The following is an 18,673-nucleotide window of genomic DNA, read 5'->3' on the forward strand; positions in this document are numbered from 1 at the left end:
GAATTCTCCCACCTTATAATCTTGCGAAATAATATTGTTCCTTAAGTTATAGCTAAATATTAAATTTTATTTTCAGGTTTACAAATGGTTTTTGTTGGTTATATGCAATTTTAATCCACACTCTTATTTAAATGATAAATATGTGAGCCTTATCTTGATGTTAATATTATGTGTGTAGGTTTAATGACGAATATAAAGTTGATAAATTAGAGTTGGGTCATGTATTTAGTAGTTACTCAGTAATACTGGTTTGATTCGAATCAAAAGGAGAAACTCTTTTTGTGTATCACCGTAAATGTAAGTAATAATTTCTATTTTTGGTTGGTAGATTGAAATAAATGAAATGTTTTTCTCTAAAGCGAAGCGTATGCTTTATTCAGAAAGAAGATAAATAGTAAAATTATCAATAATAAAAATAACCTCATCAACTCTACAAATAGACTGGGAATATATAATGGCTGATATAAGCAGTGCTGAGCATTCAGCAACAATAACAAAACAATCTGCTTTACACGAAAAAGCAAACATGACAGAAAGTGAATGGAAGAAAGCAATTAAATTCGACAGTGTTGATGTCGGTTGGATTGTGATGAGTATAGGAATGGCAATAGGTGCTGGTATTGTTTTTTTACCCGTACAAGTTGGCGTTATGGGGTTGTGGGTATTCTTATTGTCTTCTGTGATTGGCTACCCAGCAATGTACTTATTTCAGAAGCTCTTTATTAATACACTGGCAGAGTCTAAAGAATGTACTGACTATCCTGGTGTTATTACGGGTTACTTGGGTAAAAACTGGGGGATAGCACTAGGTGCTCTTTATTTCATCATGTTGGTCATTTGGGTACTGGTTTATTCTTTAGCAGTAACTAATGATAGTGCTTCATATCTTCACTCTTTTGGCGTTACACATGGTCATTTAAACGATAATATTTTTTACGGACTAGCATTAATTTGTATCTTGGCATTTATCGGTTCGAAAGGTGAAAAGTTACTGTTTAAGTTATCCGGTTTTATGGCGGTAACAGTACTTTCGTTAGTTGCGGTAATGGGCGTGCTTTTGATTGCTCGCTGGGATATGGCGAATATTCCACAAATGGGCACTTGGGGCACCATGCTTAAAGATGCGATTATTACCTTACCATTTACGTTAACCTCTATCCTTTTTATCCAATCTTTAAGCCCAATGGTTATTTCGTACCGTTCTCATGAAAAATCCATTGAGGTGGCACGTTATAAAGCGTCACGAGCAATGAAAATTGCCTTTAGTATTTTGTTTGTCATTGTGTTTTTCTTTGCCGTGTCATTTACCTTGGCAATTAGCCAAGAACAAGCAGCAGAAGCAATGAACAAAAATATTTCAGCTTTAGCCATTATTGCGCATTACTTTCCTGGTAGTTGGGCAACTATTGCGGGTATTGTCATTAATATCTTTGCGGTTGTTACGTCATTTTTTGGTGTGTTTTTAGCTTTTCAAGAAGCATGTCGTGGTTTGGCGATGAATGTATTATTGCGTAAATATAAAGAGTCTCAGGTAAATAAAGAATTAGTGAATAAGCTGGTAACAGTATTCATTATCTTATTGGCATGGGGAGCTATCGCGATAAATGCACCTATTTTGTCTTTTACTTCGATCTGTAGCCCCGTGTTTGGTTTGGTTGGCTGTTTAATTCCAGCTTATTTAGTCTATAAAGTACCGCATTTGGAAAAGTATAAAGGTGCGGCAACAAATATGATTATCATTACGGGTATCTTACTATGCATTTCGCCATTGCTTGCTTTTATCTAACGTATTAGATTGAGATTTGAATAATAAAAAAGCCTGTTATACAGGCTTTTTTTGTATCTTTTGTTTAATTTGTTATTCGATGGTTCGCTTATACCAATCTAGAAAAGTATCTGGTTATTTCCTTATCTAGATTGGCGTATAACGTTATTGGAAAGAAAATATATCGAGTGTGCCTTTCAATATTTGTTCTGCGATGACTTTATGGGTTTGCGTAGTCGGGTGGGTGACTCCCCAGAACACATAGCTGTCAGAGCCATAGCTCGCACAATCGTTAGTGAGCACATGGTTCATTAAATAGTCTTTAGATGAACTTCGGTTGATGTTTAAACACGCATCAGATGCATTACGGAATCCGTATTGCTCTGGATTACTGGTCATCGCATCAAACAAGGCAAACGTGTCATATAGTGCAATATTGACACCTTGTTGCTTGTACATAGCGACTTGTGCAGCCACAAATTGATTAAACGCTTCAATCTTCTGTTTAATGATCACGGCTTCTTGTGGATCGCTGTACTTAAACTGTGGTGCTTTGGTGGCATCAGGTAAATTCAATACCAAGATATTCTCAGCGCCGTTACTGGTGAGTGTTTCCATCGCGCGACGAAAATCTTCGCTGACGTCTGCAACAGAACGATCGTAATTAACAAAATCATTTAGACCGAACTCAATAGTAAATAAGCTGCTTTTTGGCTGATAGTTTTGGGTGTATTTCATATACGTGAGATAAGAGTTTACTTGGTCATGAATACCGGATAACACCACATATTGGGTGTCACCAGCAGCACCACCTACAGCCCAGGTATATAAGGGGAGTTGTTTGGCTTTGGCGAGGTACTCAGTCCATACAAAACCGTTGCTGAAGTGCCCAAGAAACCACGAATTACTGTTAGGGAAGATCCATTGTGAGCCATTAAATAAGTTACCAGTATCGGAAATACTGTCTCCAAAACTGATGATCTTATTGATAGCTGTTGATGGTGAGATTGTATCTTGCGTCCAGATTGAGTGGTTATACGAGAATCGGGTGTCTGACGCGAAATAGGTAATATCTGCCGTATCATGCGTTACCCCTAGGGTATCCTGACAGCGTTCTGCAATATCTGTTTGTGGGGTGGTCGTGAAGAACATGTTTTTCAGAGAAATAGAAGAATACCAATACCCTTGAACAGTAAAGTAATCCCCATTCGGCTGCTTTGCCCATTCCCAATCCGTAGACGGATCGTCATGGGTATAATCGGGACGATACCAGCAACGCACGTAAGTATAAGTTGGTGAGCCTTGCTTTGCCGTCATGGCGGCAGGAGTGAGCATATTGGGTGATAGATTCTCTATTACAGGAGCGTCGAGCGGTTGATTATCGGCGCTCATGGCTAACGTAGAGAAAAAGAAGGTGAATAACAAGAGTGTTTTTTTCATAGAGTTGTCCGCTTCTGTTGAACGTAATGATAAAAGACGACCATTCCCGCTGAATTCAAGAATGGTCGAGGTGGTTTATGGTGGAAATAAATCGAATCGTTATGGGTTTACTTGGCTGAAATCTGAAAATTGACTGGTATAAATCGTACTGTTTGGCATGTTGCTGTTGTCATTGACTGTCAGGATACTCGGAGGAGTCGTCGAGGCGTCGATAGCATTGATAGTGCGATCATTGTTGATGGTAAATAGCACATCATTGGCAAAATTATTAGGTTCTTGCCACGACCATATCTGAGTGTTTTTCGCATAGTACGCTGAACAGTCGTTGCTAAGTGTAAGCACACCGTTTGTTGTATCTAAACATTGCTCAGTGTTGGCGACGCTGCGATAACGGTGTGCAGCATCAAATACAAAAGATTGAGATTTTGCCCCCTTTATACAGTCAGAAAATGCGAGATTATCGGTTTGTTCTTCAACGTTATTCACTACGGTAAGGCATTTCGGAGACTCTTGGCTTAAATACGTCGATTGAATCGTGACAGAATCGGCACCGAGGAACCATGGGCTGTTCCAATCAACGGTGATTGGGAAGCTATCTCGGTACGTTAGCTGCTCGTAATCACGGTCTTCTTTCCAATTAGAGTTTGCAGAAGTATTGGATGTATAGAGCTGACTGCCGGATTTGTAACGACGACCAATAAAAAAGCGGTTATGACCAAATAAAGCCAAGCTTTTTACTGTGGTGGTTAGATCGATGGTTGAGATACCTGATGTTGATGGTTTAGCCGCTATTTTGGCAACAAAGTCAGGGCGAAGACCACTCAAGGCTAAGGAGTTATTGTTTTTTAGCTTATCGAAATTCCACGGATTGCCGCGGCGTTCGTCATAATCCCAACACCATCCGTCTGCTGTACCAAGATTACAAAAGCCATTTTCCGGATCGAGTTGTGACCCATATTTATTGTTTTCGTAGCGGATGTTGTAACCGTCTGGGCGGGTTTGAGTCACTAAACCAAATTGCTTTTTATTGGTGATACTGTATTTGTCGGTGAAACTGTATTCAATATCTTTAATCGGAAACTTTGGCGATATTGCACCCAGACCAATTTTGATGCTAGTGCTGGTCTCTTTATCAATTTTGGATTCTACTTGATCCTGCATTCTAGGGTACAAGTCGTTTAAATAAATTTGTCCCGATTGTAACTTAGCTTTGTCGTTGATCTGAATATCGACATCGATGGTATCCAAGTACTCGTTATATACATAGCTGGTGTTGCTATTGGTGTTCCAACGACGGTAGATATCAGACCAACTGTCAGCCATTCCCATATCAACGCCCGATCCTTCAGCCAATACGATCTCGACATATTTGTCTTTATCACCGGATGTTGCATAAAAAGGAGAGTGACTGTAATAACGGACTTTGTATTTTAGCGTCACGTTACCTTTACCTTGGCGTTCCACATTGAAACGACGGTGGATCACAAATTCCATGATTTTTGGTGCATTGCCTGCTGTAGCGGAACGACGTACACGCGTATTTTTGCTGAGGTCATTCATCACTCGGGATTCAATATAATCCAGCTCACTGTCGGCCAATTCATTATTATTCAGTGGAGCATCAAGTAAATAAATTTCACGTTTATTAAGAACGTGTGGTCGAGTAATTAAGAGATAGGGGCTTTCTACTCCCATACCCAACAATGTCAACGTGTACGTACTTCTTGCCGCAGGATCAAGATGAGTCAGATTTAAAAGGGTGTATTGGCAATCGGTTGGAATGACACTGTTAGTGTCAGTTAAGTGGCACTGAGCTTGGAAGTACGGGGTAGATGATTGCAGGCGATCCGCAATACTGTCGGTTTGTGATGAGGAAAGAGGCATGGCATTGCTGGCTGCGCAACAAGTCATGATCCCCAAACTGATCAATGAGCGTGGGAAGCATTTCATGGGTATTCCTAATTGTAGGAGTGGAAAGGTAAGTAACAGCAGGAGTGTAAAAGTGAAATGTATGCATATCCATACTGAATGTATAGATATGTGTTATTGAGCCGAGAAATAGTGCCAATTTCAACAGCATGGTATTAGATTACTGGTTCTTCATTGAGCTTAGAAAAAATAAACTTATAAATCAACATACTATATCCGTAGGTTTACTCGCTTTGATGCATATTTTTTTTGTGTTTATGCATACTGCTATTACATTAGTAAACTAAGATTGTTTTTATGTATTGTGATTTCTGATATTTATCGATTCCCATTCCACTGCACACTGTTCATAATCCGGACTGTAAAGTATTCATAAAGGTTATGAGTTGTGTTTCGTATGTGATGATTAACTGATTTAGGTAGCTTGGGTATAGAACCGTCAAATTGGAATAAATATGAAATTACGCGTTAACAGTATTATCTATACATTGATTATTGCGGTGTTTTTTACGCTATTACAGAACCTAGCGTTATGGGTACATCTTAAAGATTTATTTGCCATTACACCTGCAGCGAGAACTGGATTTGTTATTTCAATTCCTATCGTTGTTTTAGCAATAATGAATGCTATTTTTACCCTGCTAGTTTGGCCTTATGTGCATCGTGTGATTATTGCTTTAGTCATTATATTATCGACCTTTGCGACTTACGCAATGTATAACTACGGGGCATATTTTAACTATGGAATGATAGTGAATGTGTTTGAAACTAATTCTGGCGAGGCAGGCAGTTACTTCTCTGTCACATTGCTGCTTTGGATAATCACACTAGCCGTCATACCTATATTTTTGCTGAGTCGTTTTAGAGTTGCGTTTCAATCATCAGTTTTTAAAGAAGTGGCTGTAAAGGTTGTGAGTATTTTAGTGTCTTTGATTGTCATCGTTTTTATTGCGATGATTTACTACAAAGACTATGCCTCTTTAGTCAGGAATCACAATGAAATAAAAGCCCTAATCAATCCAACTAATTATCTAACATCTGGCTTTCGGTATGGTAAATATCAACTCGTAGAAGCTGATATGCCCTTTACTGAAATTGGCAATGATGCTACTGATGAGCACAACAAGAACGATAAAAAGAATGTCTTAGTATTAGTTGTTGGCGAAGCATCGCGTTCAATGAACTATTCGCTGAATGGTTATAGCCGCCAAACGAACCCTCAATTAGCGCAACAAGATGTGATTAGTTTTAAAAATGTCAGTTCTTGCGGTACTGCGACGGCAGTTTCACTGCCATGCATGTTTTCTGATATGACTAAGGCCACTTACAATGCCACCACTGCCCGTCATCAAGAAGGGTTATTGGACGTATTACAGCATTCAGGCATCAATGTATTGTGGAAAGATAATGATGGTGGGTGTAAAGGCGCTTGTGATCGTGTAAAGCATATCGAGATGTCAGCCGAAATTGACTCTAGTTTATGTCATTCAGGTTCGTGTTATGACGGCATTTTACTTGAGCAACTCAAAGAATATATCGGATCTTTAGAACAAGATTCAGTCGTTGTATTGCATTTAATTGGTAGTCATGGACCGACCTATAATGATCGTTATCCTGATGAATTTAAAGTCTTCAAACCTACATGTAATACGAGCGAAATACAAGGTTGCTCAAAAGAAGAATTATTAAATACTTATGATAATTCGATCCTCTACACCGACCATATTTTAAATAGCGTTATTACTATTTTAAAAAATGACGAAAGTAGCCATAATACCGCCATGTTCTATCTCGCTGATCATGGTGAATCTCTTGGTGAAGAGGGGGTGTATTTGCATGGTCTTCCCTATAATATCGCCCCTAAAGAACAAACCACAGTGCCTATGATTATGTGGTTATCGCCACAGTTCCAACAAGACCGACATATCGACAGCGAATGTCTTAGTAAAGAAGCTGAAGTGGGAGGATATTCACAAGATAATTTATTCCATTCTGTTCTTGGTATGATGGATGTGAAGACTGCAGAATATAAATCTGAACTCGATATATTTTCAACATGCGAACAGTCGGCGAAGTAACTTGGGTATATATTTACGCGGTTCGATGATTATATATCGAACCGTATTTGATAGTTAACAAAAAATGCTCGTTGGTTTTAATGAGCATTTATACCATTATAGATTGGTATTATTCATAATAGAGAGTGTAATAATGAAACCTGGCGCTACAGGGATAAAACGCGTTATTGATGCTGCTGGTTATTCTGTTCAAGGATTGAAAGCAGCATGGATAAATGAAGCAGCATTTCGTCAAGAGTTAGTGCTGTTAGTTGTGTTAACAGTAGTCACTTTCTTTCTTCCAGTGACAAAATTTGAGCAGCTGGCAATGGTTGCAAGTATGTTTCTTGTGGTAATCGTAGAGCTAATTAACTCTGCTATAGAAGCTGCTGTCGATCGTATTGGTTCTGAGCATCATGAATTGAGCGGGCGAGCAAAAGATATCGGATCTGCTGCGGTATTTGTATCAATGTGTTTCGTCGCGATTACATGGTTGGTTATTTTACTCTAGCGAATGTTTAACTGTGTTTTAATGCAGTTAAATAGTAGCCTTATTGTTCCTTACACATAATCGAATGGTTTTAATCATCATAGGTCAAATATGACTTGATTACGGCCATTTCTTTTTGCTTGGTACAATGCCCGATCTGCTTTGAAGTAACTTGACTTAAAGGTGATATTTTCCATTACTTTAGTTAACCCAATGGAGACGGTACATGAAATTTCAGAAGGGATATTATGTGTTGATAAAACGGATACTTTTTGATTTTGAATCGTATCTCTTAGTGTTTCAAGACGAGAAACTAATTTAACATGAGAGCTTTCTTTTAGTAATAGTACGAACTCTTCTCCTCCTAATCGTGCAATATGCTCATCTTCATTCATAGACTCTGAAACAGTATTTGCGATGTGGATAAGCATTTTATCACCCGCTAAATGACCGTAACTGTCGTTAACATTTTTGAATAAATCAATATCAACAATAGCCATTAAATACTCATGAATACTCCCAGACTTGATAAGAGTATTGTATGTTTCTATGAAGTAGCGACGGTTAAATAATCCGGTTAATTCATCACGAGCGGCGAGGTTAATGAGCTGTTTTTCTCGCTGGATACGATCTGTGACGACACTAATAAATGTGCAGAGTGCCTTTTGACCTTCCCAGTCAATCACGTTATCTGTAATTTCTGCGATCATTGGGTTGCCGTTCATATCGGTGTGATTAATGGTTTGACGCGGACTAGGGAGACCCAATTTAATAACGTTGTGGTAACGCTGATCAGCTTCAGCCCAATGGGATTTTTCAAATAAGACTTTAATCGTTTCTAAATTCAATACGTCTTCGGCCGTTTCAAGACCACTAAAAACAGCGAATGCATCATTGGCATATTTTGGGACAAAATTGATATGAACGACACAAGGGTTTGGATGTGCATCCAATATTTGACGAAACGTTCCCATGTGTTTTTTACCTGAATGGATATATTTTTAGTAATGATACCATTTGCTTATTGTATAAAAACACAAATGCAACAAAACTTTGGAATGGTGATCATACTCGGTATGCAAATCTTATCTTACGTTATTCCATAAGGGTATATATCCGAGCTGTTGCACTTGCTGTAGTTATATTCCACATGATTGATTTGTACATTTTGTTGTTAACGCAAGTGTAAAATGTCACATTAGTATCCAAAGTAAAAATGTCAAAGCTCATTTCCGTGAATCACTGGCTGATTCAACAAGTCGACCTTCATCTCATTATTTAAGGACAAAACCACTATGCTTTTAGGAATTAGCCTTGGTACCAACGACCTCTCCCGTGCGGGGGCGTTTTACGATCGTTTGCTGAGCACTGTGGGAATGGTGCGCACTATGGAAGATGACGACGAGATCGGTTACGGGTCTCCTGGTGGCCCGAGCTGCTTTTGGATATTGAAACCCTTTGATCAACAGCCAGCGACTCGCGGCAATGGTACTCAGGTTACCTTCAAGGCCGCGAACAACGATGGCGTAGAGGAGTTTTACCGGACAGCTTTGGTGCTGGGCGGAGTGGACGAAGGTACCCCTGGCTACCGATATCGCCCACGATACTTCGGTGCTTATTGCCGCGACTTGGATGGCAACAAGCTGCATATTATGTACGAACCTGATTGAAAGAAGAACGATTTCGAGCGGATGTCAAACAGTGGCAAGTGAAATATCTCAATAATGGTATCGAATCTGACTGTCACTACTAGTGGATTCAAAATACGAAAATGCGTCTGGTCAACGCTTCAGGGATTAGAGTCATTACGGATGATAAATAAAGGTTAGCTTGATTTATGGTTGCGCAATGATGAACAAAAAAGCTTTACGTATTGCAACAAAATGGATCCGATACATAATAAATGTAACATAGCTCAAGTGAATAAAATGTATTTATTTCAATACTAAAGCGTATGTATAACCATGCATTATATTGCTTTTTGTTACTATGGGTTACAAAAAGTTACATAGGGAGGGTGGGAGATCAGACCAGAAAACAATGAAAACGTGATAGATTTCACAAATAAATTCATTGACTTAACAAAAGGTTTCACTGTGATTGTATTCAATATTGATTCTGCACATTACATTTGCGATATACTAAAAAATAAATCAGAACAACTAAATATCTCCCTCTTCTTTAACGATGGATTACAGTTACAACAAGTTACAGGGTTTAAAAAAATTGAAGATTACTTTGATGTTAGTGGTATGACTCAGACTATTGTAACTGGATATAAAATTCAGCTTAAAGATGGTAATGAGTTAACGTTAAAATCAGCGGGAAGTGAAAATATAACAATGCCATTTAGTAGTAAATTAGACCATGGTATTAGCAATAAAGTCTCTAATTATTTATTTTAAGTTAAAAGTTCCTTCTTTTGTATGATTATGAAATTAATTCTTCTTGCAAATGATCGCGTTAATTATAAATTTATTTAATAAATTAAAGTTAGCTGCTCAGTTTGTTATGTTATTTAACAAGATGTTTTATGAGTATAAGACGCAGTAACTATTTATTGTGATTTTGTGTATGGACATAAAATGGAATTTTTAAAAAGGCAATATCGATTAAGAAAACTTATCAGAATATGTGGTGATCTGGCGTTTGATATATATGATGATAATGTAAAAGCATGCATTATTGCCGTGTTAATGTGTGAAGATGTTGACGATAACAATCTTGAAGTTAGATTAATGGCAACATACAAGCATCAACAAACTATTTTCATTCTCGCACTTGAAAATACGAGGGAGTTTCAATATATATTGAACCTCCTTAACTTTGAGGTTAATAATCCACATTATAATAATCAAATATAATTTTTTGGTGATATGTAATGAAGAATAAAGCACCATTGTTTTTGCTTTTTATAACAACAGGTTATGTTGCATGCTCCTTTTTTAGAGGTTATACAGATTACAATCTATCAAGTGTATTAACGCCATTAATATTATTACCGTTTGCCCTCATTCATGGTGGTATTTACTGTGGAACAAAGAAAATAATTTATTTCTTTATCCTTGTTTTTGTTGTCAGTGTATTTTATGAAGGTGTCAGTGTTTCAACTGGATTTCCTTTTGGTAATTATTACTATTCTGAAAGGTTAGGAGTTAAACTATTTGATGTTCCATTAGCTATTATGCCTACCTATTTTTCTTTAGGGTATGTTTCATGGTTTATATCTAATGTGCTGTCACAGCAGGTGTTTAAAGAAATAGAAAGTAAGTTCAAGGTTTTTATTATTTCAATTGTTGCGTCATTTATCATGACTTCATGGGTTCTAATTATGGATCCTGTTAATTCTTTGGTGAAATCACTGTGGTTTTGGACAGATGATGGAGTGTATTTCGGGGTGCCATTGACTAACTTTTTGGGCTGGATTTTATGTGTGTTTACCTTTTATCTCCCATTCACATTCTGGTGCTATAAAGATAAAGTGCATTTGAAAACAAAGCCAGCTTATGGGTATTTATACTTACCTTCAATAATCTACATTACCATTATGGCTAAGTATATTCTGTGTTTCTTTTTCAAAGAAGACGTCATTGTCACATTACAAAGTGGAAGAATGTTTAGTACTAATGAGATTTATGGAACTGTTGTTTTAATTGGTTTTTTTACTATGCTCCCGATTGGTGTTCACTCCTTATACAAAATCTACACTTATTCATGCCCTAACGAATTGATGACAAAGAAGACGTGAATATGCATGTGAAATTATACCAAATATTACTTTAGTATCTAAGGGAGCAGTAGTGTTTCTGGTTAACTTAAATCCAACATTGTTAATGGTAAGTGCTAACATGAAAGTATAAAACACTGCCTTATGTTTGTTTATGAGAAATATATAATGACCCATGAGACTTTATTGCAGCTTGGTGATGATGCTCTCATAACCTTGTACATAAAATAAAGTCGAAGTCATTATCGTCTTTTTCGTTCCTCCTCCGTCTTATATAGGAAACGCATTCACTATATCTACAGCAAGGTTCAATAGTGCTAGTTGCATGATATTGCTCTTAATTTCTAACCGTGTACGTATACGCCAAATCTCTTCGAGTCGAAATGGCTTTTTGATACCACTTGGCTGATTAGGACTTTGCAATACCATAGAACCTCCTAGGAAATGGTTAATGCAAAGTCATTTTAGGTAAGAACGTTAAACAGATGTGAGTGGCCAAGGGAAAGGATGTTTTGGACATTAGCAAGTTACAGCGAAGGACTTGTCTTTACCCTTCAGATAACCTTTAGTAGTTCAAAACGAAACCTCAGTGCGAGATGTCAACTATGAAAGCTTTTGGATAATATCGTTCATCTTACACAGGTATTCACGACATCTTGATGCGTATCCTCTTTAGTCAATAAGAACAGCATAGACATAGCTATAACGTTTTAGCGGCGTCATAGAAATTGTTTTAAATCAAAGAAGAAAGAACTTATGAAGTTTAATCATTCCACTGGTTTGACGAGTAGAGCTCTAAAGTCTAAATCTTAACTGCATGTATCACAACTAGATGGATATGGTTATGAAAAAAATGATGTTTTTGAGCTTGCTATTGGTTAGTGCCTCTTTCCAAGCTCATTCTAGTAACGATGGAACGAGTTACGCTGCACTGTCGATGGATAAGTTGAATGGCTTTTACTATGGCTGGTCACATGACTATCCGACTCGATCTGACGCCGCTGATAAGGCAAAGTCTGAGTGTAAAAAAGCAGGCGGTAAAAATTGCAGTGTGGTGCTCGAATTCTCGGGCAATGGATACGGTTATTACTATACGGTATCAGGGAAAGATGGCTCGGCATATGGATGGGCTGCATATCAGAAAAAAGAAGATGCTCAGCAAAGAGCATTAAATGAGTGCACTCAGAGGGCGAATGGTAAGCCGTGCGATAATTTTGTATGGGCTAGTAACTCCGGTACTAAAGAGCAATTCGAGTTGATATCAAACTCTTCAAAGGGCCTTTGCTATGGCATTGTTGTGCAAAACTGCGGAACCGAGAAATCGAAATCTTTCCGTACAAGTAACAACCTGCCATATGGAGTAAGGGCATGGACAAGACCCTTCACGTTTAAAGTGCCTATTTGCTACAACACTAAGATGTACGTGAAAAATGGCAAGCTTGAAGAAGATGGTTCTCGCTCACTTAAGAAAGAGCCTGAGATTGTTTCCGCTGTAATTGCATTAGAAAAAGAGCTAACCAAAATCATTAAGAGAGATGCGCCTAGAATATGCAATAAAAGAGAACTTACGATGATGAAAACATGGGTCTCTGAAGAAGGAATGCGTGAGTCTATGGGGTATGAAAATAGCAAACCAGCGCCAGGTAACCGTGGGGGAAGATTGTATAAAGAAGTTTCTGTACCTATTGCGGTTGATTATATTGATTTGAAGCTGAACGATGGCCTCCAGTGGGATTAGTTTTATAAGCTACTTTTACTATCCTAACTTTAAAGTTAGAAAAGCACTAATGTTGAAGAAACAGTGCAGGAATAGTTGAAATGATTCCGACATCGAGAAGATAAAAACAACTTGCTCAGTATGAATCGTTTTTTGACAGTTGAAATTAGTACAAGTTACTTAGGATGTTGTACACAATACAACGACAACGCCAGTGAGAATTTTTCCTTTCACTGGCGTTTGTTATTGAACGCTCGAATCGAACAATCAGATTACTTTTTGTAGAGTCAACTTGCATAAACAGATGTGTATGAATGAATGTACTAACAAGAAAGGGGCAGAACCGAGTTAGAGATGGCTCCGTCAGGGATTCAGATGTAAGTGTTAGGTCTAAGGCCGCGTTTTCCGTAGAAGTACCGAATACACTGATGTTATTGTGCAAAAATAGTGGCAAATGAATAATGTCTGTAAATTCCAACGGTCAAGAAATAGCCAAGTAAGGATGAAGCAACCAAAGAACTTCACCAAGACGTAATAGCGCTTAGCCTTCAAAACTAGTTGCCATGAACTAGTTCATTCTGAGGGCTAGCTTATACCATCCTACATAAGTATTTGATCATTCTTGCTGGTTAAAACTACTTCTAACGTCGTTATGAATTTTGTAATTAGAGCCACTAGTTATCTGCAATTCATGCCTAGTTATAAGCGATTTTTCCTGCGCAATATTATGATCAACTACTTACCTAGAATGGTATTACAGATAATACATTTCATCTGTCGCCATTTTATCGCCATTGTCTTGGTGAAGTATTTCTATGCTGTTGTTTTTAAGTTTGGAGTCTCATCACCAATAAAACCACCAGTTTGATGTGCCCATAATTGTGCATAAATACCTTTTTGAGCAATCAGTTCTTGGTGTGACCCTTGCTCTGCAATTTCACCTTTATCGAGCACAATTAGGCGATCCATTGCTGCAATGGTTGATAAACGGTGGGCAATGGCAATCACGGTTTTACCTTGCATCAGTTCATACAGACTTTCTTGAATGGCAGCTTCAACTTCTGAATCTAATGCTGAGGTTGCTTCATCTAGCAGTAGGATAGGGGCGTTCTTCAATAGTACTCGAGAGATAGCAATACGCTGGCGTTGACCGCCTGAAAGCTTCACACCACGTTCACCGACTTGAGCATCATACCCAGTATTACCGTATGGGTCTGATAGCAAGCCAATAAACTCATGCGCATGGGCTTGTTTGGTTGCCGCAAGTAACTGTTCTTCTGTTGCATTAGGGTTACCATACATAATGTTTTCACGAATAGAGCGGTGCAACAATGAGGTATCTTGCGTGACCATGCCAATTTGTGCGCGGAGTGAATCTTGCGTCACGTGTGCAATGTTTTGACCATCAATACTGATAGAGCCAGATTCGACATCGTGAAAGCGCATTAATAGGTTAACCATTGTGGATTTACCTGCGCCAGAGCGCCCGACCAATCCTACTTTCTCACCCGGCTTAATATTGAGGTTCAGCTTTTCAATCACCCCTGATTTTTCACCGTAATGGAAATTAACATCGTCAAAGTGAATCGCCCCATTGTTTACAGCAAGTATTGGCGCGTCTTTTTTATCGGTAATATCAACAGGTTTAGATAGTGTACGCATACCGTCAATGACGGTGCCAATATTTTCAAATAGCCCACCAATCTCCCACATAATCCATTTAGACATGCCATTGATACGTAATGCCAAACTTACTGCAACAGCGATTGCCCCAATAGTGACGGCAGAGATGGTCCACAGCCAAATAGCAAGACCAGCAATAGAGAACACAAGCAGGTAGTTAATGATCTCTACACTGATATTTAACCCTGTAACGAGGCGCATTTGGCGGTGTACAGTGTCAAGAAAGCCTTTCATTCCTTGCTCTGCGTATTCGGTTTCACGATCAGTGTGGGAAAATAATTTAACGGTTTGAATATTGGTATAGCTGTCGACTATACGTCCTGTCATGGTAGAACGTGCATCAGCTTGTTCGGTTGATACTGTCTTTAGCTTAGGTACGAAATACAGCTGAATACCCACATAAGCAGCAAGCCACAACAGCATTGGTATCATTAAACGATAATCAGATTGGGCAATCAGCACCACCATCGCGGTGAAATACACCGAAATATAGACCAGTACATCTAGTAATTTCATTACCGTTTCTCGTACCGATAATGACGTTTGCATGACTTTAGTGGCAATTCGACCAGCAAAATCATTTTGATAAAATGACACGCTTTGTTTTAACAGGTAACGGTGTGCCAGCCAACGAATAGCCATTGGGTAGTTACCCAATAAGGTTTGATGCAGTAACAATGAATGTAGAAAAACCAGTGAAGGCACAACAACCAGCACAATCAGACTCATTACAATGAGCTTTCCGCCTTCTTCGGCAATAAATGTGTCGGGATTATGCTGCGTTAGCCAGTCGACCAGTTGTCCCATAAAACCAAATAGAGACACCTCTACCACTGCGATAACAGCACTGAGTAATGACATCGCAATGAGTGGGAGTTCAAACCCTTTGGTGTAGTGGCGGCAAAAAGCAAACAGACTTGCTGGTGGCTGATCAGGATCCTGTTTAGGAAAAGCTGAGGTCAGTTTTTCAAAGCGTTTGTACATAAAATGGAGTGTCCAATAAAAGCGTGTGATTGTCTGACCATTTGCTTATTCAGAATGGCATGAAAAGCGAGATAGCATCGCCTTTTGTTACTTAGCCTTAGTGACGGCTACTGGTCTTTTTCCATCACATGCGCCTTTTTCTAACTGGTGAATGGGGCTGCTGCCTTGCAGTGCCCATCGGTGATCGTCACGACTCAGCTTTCTATATTGCGTGGGTGTTATACCTAGATAGCTTTGGAATGTCTGGTAAAAGCGGCTGCTAGAGTTAAACCCAACTGTCAATGAAATATCAAGAATGGTGCGTTCTGTATCGCTTAGCAAGGCGCGCGCATGGTTCATTCGCATGGCTGTTATGTACTGTTTGATCGTGAGCTGCATCATGCGCTGAAAAATCCCCATTGCATAATTGGTATGCAGCCCGACGTGATCAGCAATCTGTTTTACCGTCAGTGGAGTGTCGTGGTGGGTGGCAATGTATTCCAGCATCTGGCTAACATAAAACTGTGAATGTTTAGAAAGCCCATTCTGAATTGTTTTATCTGTGCGGCTGGTTAGCATTTGAGACCAACCATCGAGGCAAACTCGTTTCAGCATCAGACCTATTTCATCGGAAGCCAGTTGTTGGCGGCTTTCTGCAACGTGTGTCAATTCCGCTTCCCAGCGAGCAATTTCAAATTCACACACCAAAGATGGTGCTGTCGATTGTAATACTGCCCCGTGAGTGATCTGATTAACCAGCTCTCTGTTTAATGGCCATGATAAAAAATGATGGATAGGGATATTGATAATACCCATATTGTGGCTATCACCAGGATGTGTGAGTCGGTGCGGAACAGAAGCCCAAAATAGCCCAATGTGGCCATCTTTTAATACAACTGGGCTGCCATTAATGATGTATTCCACATCACCACCAAACGGGATATTGACTTCAATCTGCCCGTGCCAGTGGTAGCCGGGCATGTCGTGGGGTGGTCTTAATTCGACATCAATTTTTTCGTGTGAAGAATAGAGCGACAAAGGGCTGACAGACACACTGTCTTGTGAATAGTTTTCTTGGGGGGTCACCAACAACGCATCTTTGTCATGTTGTTTCATGTCAGCTCCTTAGGAAATACACCATTGTCCCAAAACCTTCGAAATGAAACCCAGATCCTTGTCATACCTCAGTTATTACTCATTGATAAATAACTAAATACGGAACAGAGGTTACAAAATAAAAGGATTATGCTGGCGAAGTATTTAAGAATCTCACTTAATTACCTATTTTTGTCCTGTTTTCTCATATTGTACCAATACGGAGTAAAAATATTAGGAAACAGGACAGTGATAGCACTTACCGAGACGATTAAGGTGATAGAAGGCGTGTAATGTTTCACCATCACATTACGTTAGTTTTATTGAGATTAAGGATATAAATCGCATGAAGACTCCACAAATCACCTTCATCGGTGCGGGTTCGACTATTTTCGTTAAGAACATTCTTGGCGACGTTTTCCATAAACCAGCACTGAAACATGCTCATATCGCATTGATGGATATCGACCAAACTCGTTTAGAAGAATCTCAGATTGTCGTTAGAAAGCTCATGGAATCTGCAGGTGCAACAGGCAACATAACCTGTCACTTGAACCAAAAAGATGCTCTGCAAGATGCCGATTTTGTCGTTGTTGCATTTCAGATTGGTGGTTATGAGCCGTGTACTGTTACTGATTTTGAGGTCTGTAAGCGTCACGGCCTAGAGCAAACTATTGCTGATACCTTAGGCCCTGGTGGCATTATGCGTTCATTACGTACTATTCCTCATTTATGGCAGATCTGTGAAGATATGACCGAGGTTTGTCCAGATGCAACCATGCTTAATTATGTGAACCCTATGGCGATGAATACTTGGGCGATGTATGCAAAATACCCAAACATTAAACAGGTTGGTTTGTGTCATTCCGTGCAAGGTACCGCTGAAGAATTGGCGCACGACTTAGAGCTGGATTATAACGATTTACGTTATACCTGTGCTGGTATTAACCATATGGCTTATTACCTCACATTAGAGAAGAAAAACGCGCAAGGTGAGTATGTAGATATTTACCCAGATTTACTTACGGCCTTTGAAAATGGTCAAGCACCTAAACCTGGCCAACATCATAACGGTCGTTGCGTAAACCTCATTCGCTATGAAATGTTCAAAAAGTTGGGCTACTTTGTGACTGAATCGTCAGAGCATTTTTCTGAATATACACCGTACTTCATTAAACCAAATCGTCCAGATTTGATTGAACGTTATAAAGTGCCACTAGATGAGTATCCGAAACGTTGTGTTGAGCAAATAGCTGATTGGAAACAAGATTTGGAAGCGTTTAAAAACGCAGATAGTATCGATGTAAAAGAATCGCATGAGTACGCAAGTATCATCATGAATGCAATCTGGACGGGTACGCCGAGTGTGATTTACGGCAACGTAAGAAATGACGGTCTGATTGAAAACCTGCCGCAGGAATGCTGTGTAGAAGTTGCCTGTCTGGTTGATGCTAACGGTATTCAACCGACGAAAGTAGGTCGCTTACCAAGCCATTTGGCGGCATTAATGCAAACCAATATTAATGTTCAAACCCTACTGACTGAAGCTATTTTAACTGAAAATCGAGATCGCATTTATCACGCTGCCATGCTGGACCCGCATACAGCGGCAGTATTAGGGCTAGAAGAGATTTATGCGCTAGTTGATGATCTTATTGAGGCACATGAAGGTTGGTTGCCTGCATGGGTTCACAAACATTAATAGCGAATAAAACAACAAAGAATAATCAATATAAAGAAAGAATATAACTAACCAATAACGTGAAACTAAATGGAATGATGCCCTCTCGAATGAGGGGGCTAAAGG

The 18,673-nt window shown here is 39.1% G+C and carries 14 protein-coding genes and 2 pseudogenes; 10 read left to right on the top strand and 6 right to left on the bottom strand.

Annotated features, from left to right (window positions below; genetic code table 11):
* Nucleotides 1–454 precede the first annotated feature (454 nt).
* On the top strand, nt 455–1,786 hold the full coding sequence (locus C9J47_RS02395) for an SLC5/6 family protein (protein ID WP_107252073.1): 1,332 nt from the start codon (nt 455–457) through the stop codon (nt 1,784–1,786).
* Between the two features lie 144 nt (nt 1,787–1,930).
* Here the strand turns inward: C9J47_RS02395 and C9J47_RS02400 are convergent, their stop codons facing one another.
* Both C9J47_RS02400 and C9J47_RS02405 read right to left on the bottom strand, forming a co-directional pair.
* Nucleotides 1,931–3,205 carry an SGNH/GDSL hydrolase family protein gene (locus C9J47_RS02400; protein WP_107252074.1) on the bottom strand — a complete coding sequence of 425 codons (1,275 nt, stop codon included), beginning with the start codon at nt 3,203–3,205 and terminating at the stop codon, nt 1,931–1,933.
* Between the two features lie 99 nt (nt 3,206–3,304).
* Nucleotides 3,305–5,155, bottom strand: a complete 1,851-nt coding sequence (locus tag C9J47_RS02405) for a hypothetical protein (protein ID WP_107252075.1) — start codon at nt 5,153–5,155, stop codon at nt 3,305–3,307.
* A gap of 434 nt (nt 5,156–5,589) precedes the next feature.
* Between C9J47_RS02405 and eptA the strand changes: the two genes are divergently transcribed.
* On the top strand, nt 5,590–7,212 hold the full coding sequence (gene eptA / locus C9J47_RS02410; RefSeq protein ID WP_107252076.1) for a phosphoethanolamine transferase EptA: 1,623 nt from the start codon (nt 5,590–5,592) through the stop codon (nt 7,210–7,212).
* Nucleotides 7,213–7,345: 133 nt separating this feature from the next.
* Nucleotides 7,346–7,702 carry a diacylglycerol kinase gene (locus C9J47_RS02415; protein WP_107252077.1) on the top strand — a complete coding sequence of 119 codons (357 nt, stop codon included), beginning with the start codon at nt 7,346–7,348 and terminating at the stop codon, nt 7,700–7,702.
* 77 nt (nt 7,703–7,779) lie between these two features.
* Here the strand turns inward: C9J47_RS02415 and C9J47_RS02420 are convergent, their stop codons facing one another.
* Nucleotides 7,780–8,655 carry a GGDEF domain-containing protein gene (locus tag C9J47_RS02420; protein WP_107252078.1) on the bottom strand — a complete coding sequence of 292 codons (876 nt, stop codon included), beginning with the start codon at nt 8,653–8,655 and terminating at the stop codon, nt 7,780–7,782.
* A 321-nt stretch (nt 8,656–8,976) separates the two neighbouring features.
* Between C9J47_RS02420 and C9J47_RS02425 the strand changes: the two genes are divergently transcribed.
* From C9J47_RS02425 to C9J47_RS02445, 5 genes and pseudogenes are all read left to right on the top strand, one after another.
* A complete protein-coding gene (locus C9J47_RS02425; RefSeq protein ID WP_107252079.1) occupies nt 8,977–9,351 on the top strand; it encodes a VOC family protein in 375 nt (124 codons plus the stop codon).
* Nucleotides 9,351–9,507 (top strand): annotated as a pseudogene (locus C9J47_RS02430) (DDE-type integrase/transposase/recombinase); the annotation flags it as partial. The gene C9J47_RS02425 and the pseudogene C9J47_RS02430, both read left to right, overlap by 1 nt.
* A 270-nt stretch (nt 9,508–9,777) precedes the next feature.
* Entirely contained in the window at nt 9,778–10,086 is a 309-nt protein-coding gene (locus C9J47_RS02435) for a hypothetical protein (RefSeq protein ID WP_146150832.1), read from the top strand.
* 180 nt (nt 10,087–10,266) lie between these two features.
* Nucleotides 10,267–10,545: a hypothetical protein gene (locus C9J47_RS02440; protein WP_107252081.1), complete on the top strand. Its 279-nt coding sequence runs from the start codon at nt 10,267–10,269 to the stop codon at nt 10,543–10,545.
* 17 nt (nt 10,546–10,562) lie between these two features.
* Nucleotides 10,563–11,429, top strand: a complete 867-nt coding sequence (locus tag C9J47_RS02445; protein ID WP_107252082.1) for a carotenoid biosynthesis protein — start codon at nt 10,563–10,565, stop codon at nt 11,427–11,429.
* 273 nt (nt 11,430–11,702) lie between these two features.
* On the opposite strand, the pseudogene C9J47_RS02450 reads toward C9J47_RS02445, so the two are convergent.
* Nucleotides 11,703–11,837: pseudogene (locus C9J47_RS02450) on the bottom strand (integrase); the annotation flags it as partial.
* 415 nt (nt 11,838–12,252) lie between these two features.
* Here C9J47_RS02450 and C9J47_RS02455 point away from each other — a divergent pair.
* The gene (locus tag C9J47_RS02455; RefSeq protein WP_170107414.1) at nt 12,253–13,146 is read left to right on the top strand and encodes a DUF4189 domain-containing protein; all 894 of its coding nucleotides are present in this window, start codon (nt 12,253–12,255) and stop codon (nt 13,144–13,146) included.
* 792 nt (nt 13,147–13,938) lie between these two features.
* On the opposite strand, the gene C9J47_RS02460 is transcribed toward C9J47_RS02455, so the two are convergent.
* A complete protein-coding gene (locus C9J47_RS02460; protein ID WP_107252084.1) occupies nt 13,939–15,792 on the bottom strand; it encodes an ABC transporter ATP-binding protein in 1,854 nt (617 codons plus the stop codon).
* A gap of 87 nt (nt 15,793–15,879) precedes the next feature.
* Entirely contained in the window at nt 15,880–16,887 is a 1,008-nt protein-coding gene (gene melR, locus C9J47_RS02465) for a transcriptional regulator MelR (RefSeq protein ID WP_107252085.1), read from the bottom strand.
* Nucleotides 16,888–17,212: 325 nt separating this feature from the next.
* On the opposite strand from melR, the gene melA reads away from it, so the two are divergent.
* Nucleotides 17,213–18,568 carry an alpha-glucosidase/alpha-galactosidase gene (gene melA, locus C9J47_RS02470; RefSeq protein WP_107252086.1) on the top strand — a complete coding sequence of 452 codons (1,356 nt, stop codon included), beginning with the start codon at nt 17,213–17,215 and terminating at the stop codon, nt 18,566–18,568.
* Nucleotides 18,569–18,673 lie beyond the last annotated feature (105 nt).

It is taken from the genome of Photobacterium indicum (genome assembly GCF_003026215.1).
Lineage (GTDB): Bacteria > Pseudomonadota > Gammaproteobacteria > Enterobacterales > Vibrionaceae > Photobacterium > Photobacterium indicum.

Excerpts from the sequence above, each read along its gene's own strand:
- melR (WP_107252085.1), bottom strand. The coding sequence starts at position 16,887 with ATGAAACAACATGACAAAGATGCGTTGTTGGTGACCCCCCAAGAAAAC.
- C9J47_RS02405 (WP_107252075.1), bottom strand. The coding sequence starts at position 5,155 with ATGAAATGCTTCCCACGCTCATTGATCAGTTTGGGGATCATGACTTGT.
- C9J47_RS02440 (WP_107252081.1), top strand. The coding sequence starts at position 10,267 with ATGGAATTTTTAAAAAGGCAATATCGATTAAGAAAACTTATCAGAATA.
- eptA (WP_107252076.1), top strand. The coding sequence starts at position 5,590 with ATGAAATTACGCGTTAACAGTATTATCTATACATTGATTATTGCGGTG.
- C9J47_RS02415 (WP_107252077.1), top strand. The coding sequence starts at position 7,346 with ATGAAACCTGGCGCTACAGGGATAAAACGCGTTATTGATGCTGCTGGT.
- C9J47_RS02455 (WP_170107414.1), top strand. The coding sequence starts at position 12,253 with ATGAAAAAAATGATGTTTTTGAGCTTGCTATTGGTTAGTGCCTCTTTC.
- C9J47_RS02445 (WP_107252082.1), top strand. The coding sequence starts at position 10,563 with ATGAAGAATAAAGCACCATTGTTTTTGCTTTTTATAACAACAGGTTAT.
- C9J47_RS02400 (WP_107252074.1), bottom strand. The coding sequence starts at position 3,205 with ATGAAAAAAACACTCTTGTTATTCACCTTCTTTTTCTCTACGTTAGCC.
- melA (WP_107252086.1), top strand. The coding sequence starts at position 17,213 with ATGAAGACTCCACAAATCACCTTCATCGGTGCGGGTTCGACTATTTTC.
- C9J47_RS02395 (WP_107252073.1), top strand. The coding sequence starts at position 455 with ATGGCTGATATAAGCAGTGCTGAGCATTCAGCAACAATAACAAAACAA.
- C9J47_RS02420 (WP_107252078.1), bottom strand. The coding sequence starts at position 8,655 with ATGGGAACGTTTCGTCAAATATTGGATGCACATCCAAACCCTTGTGTC.
- C9J47_RS02460 (WP_107252084.1), bottom strand. The coding sequence starts at position 15,792 with ATGTACAAACGCTTTGAAAAACTGACCTCAGCTTTTCCTAAACAGGAT.
- C9J47_RS02425 (WP_107252079.1), top strand. The coding sequence starts at position 8,977 with ATGCTTTTAGGAATTAGCCTTGGTACCAACGACCTCTCCCGTGCGGGG.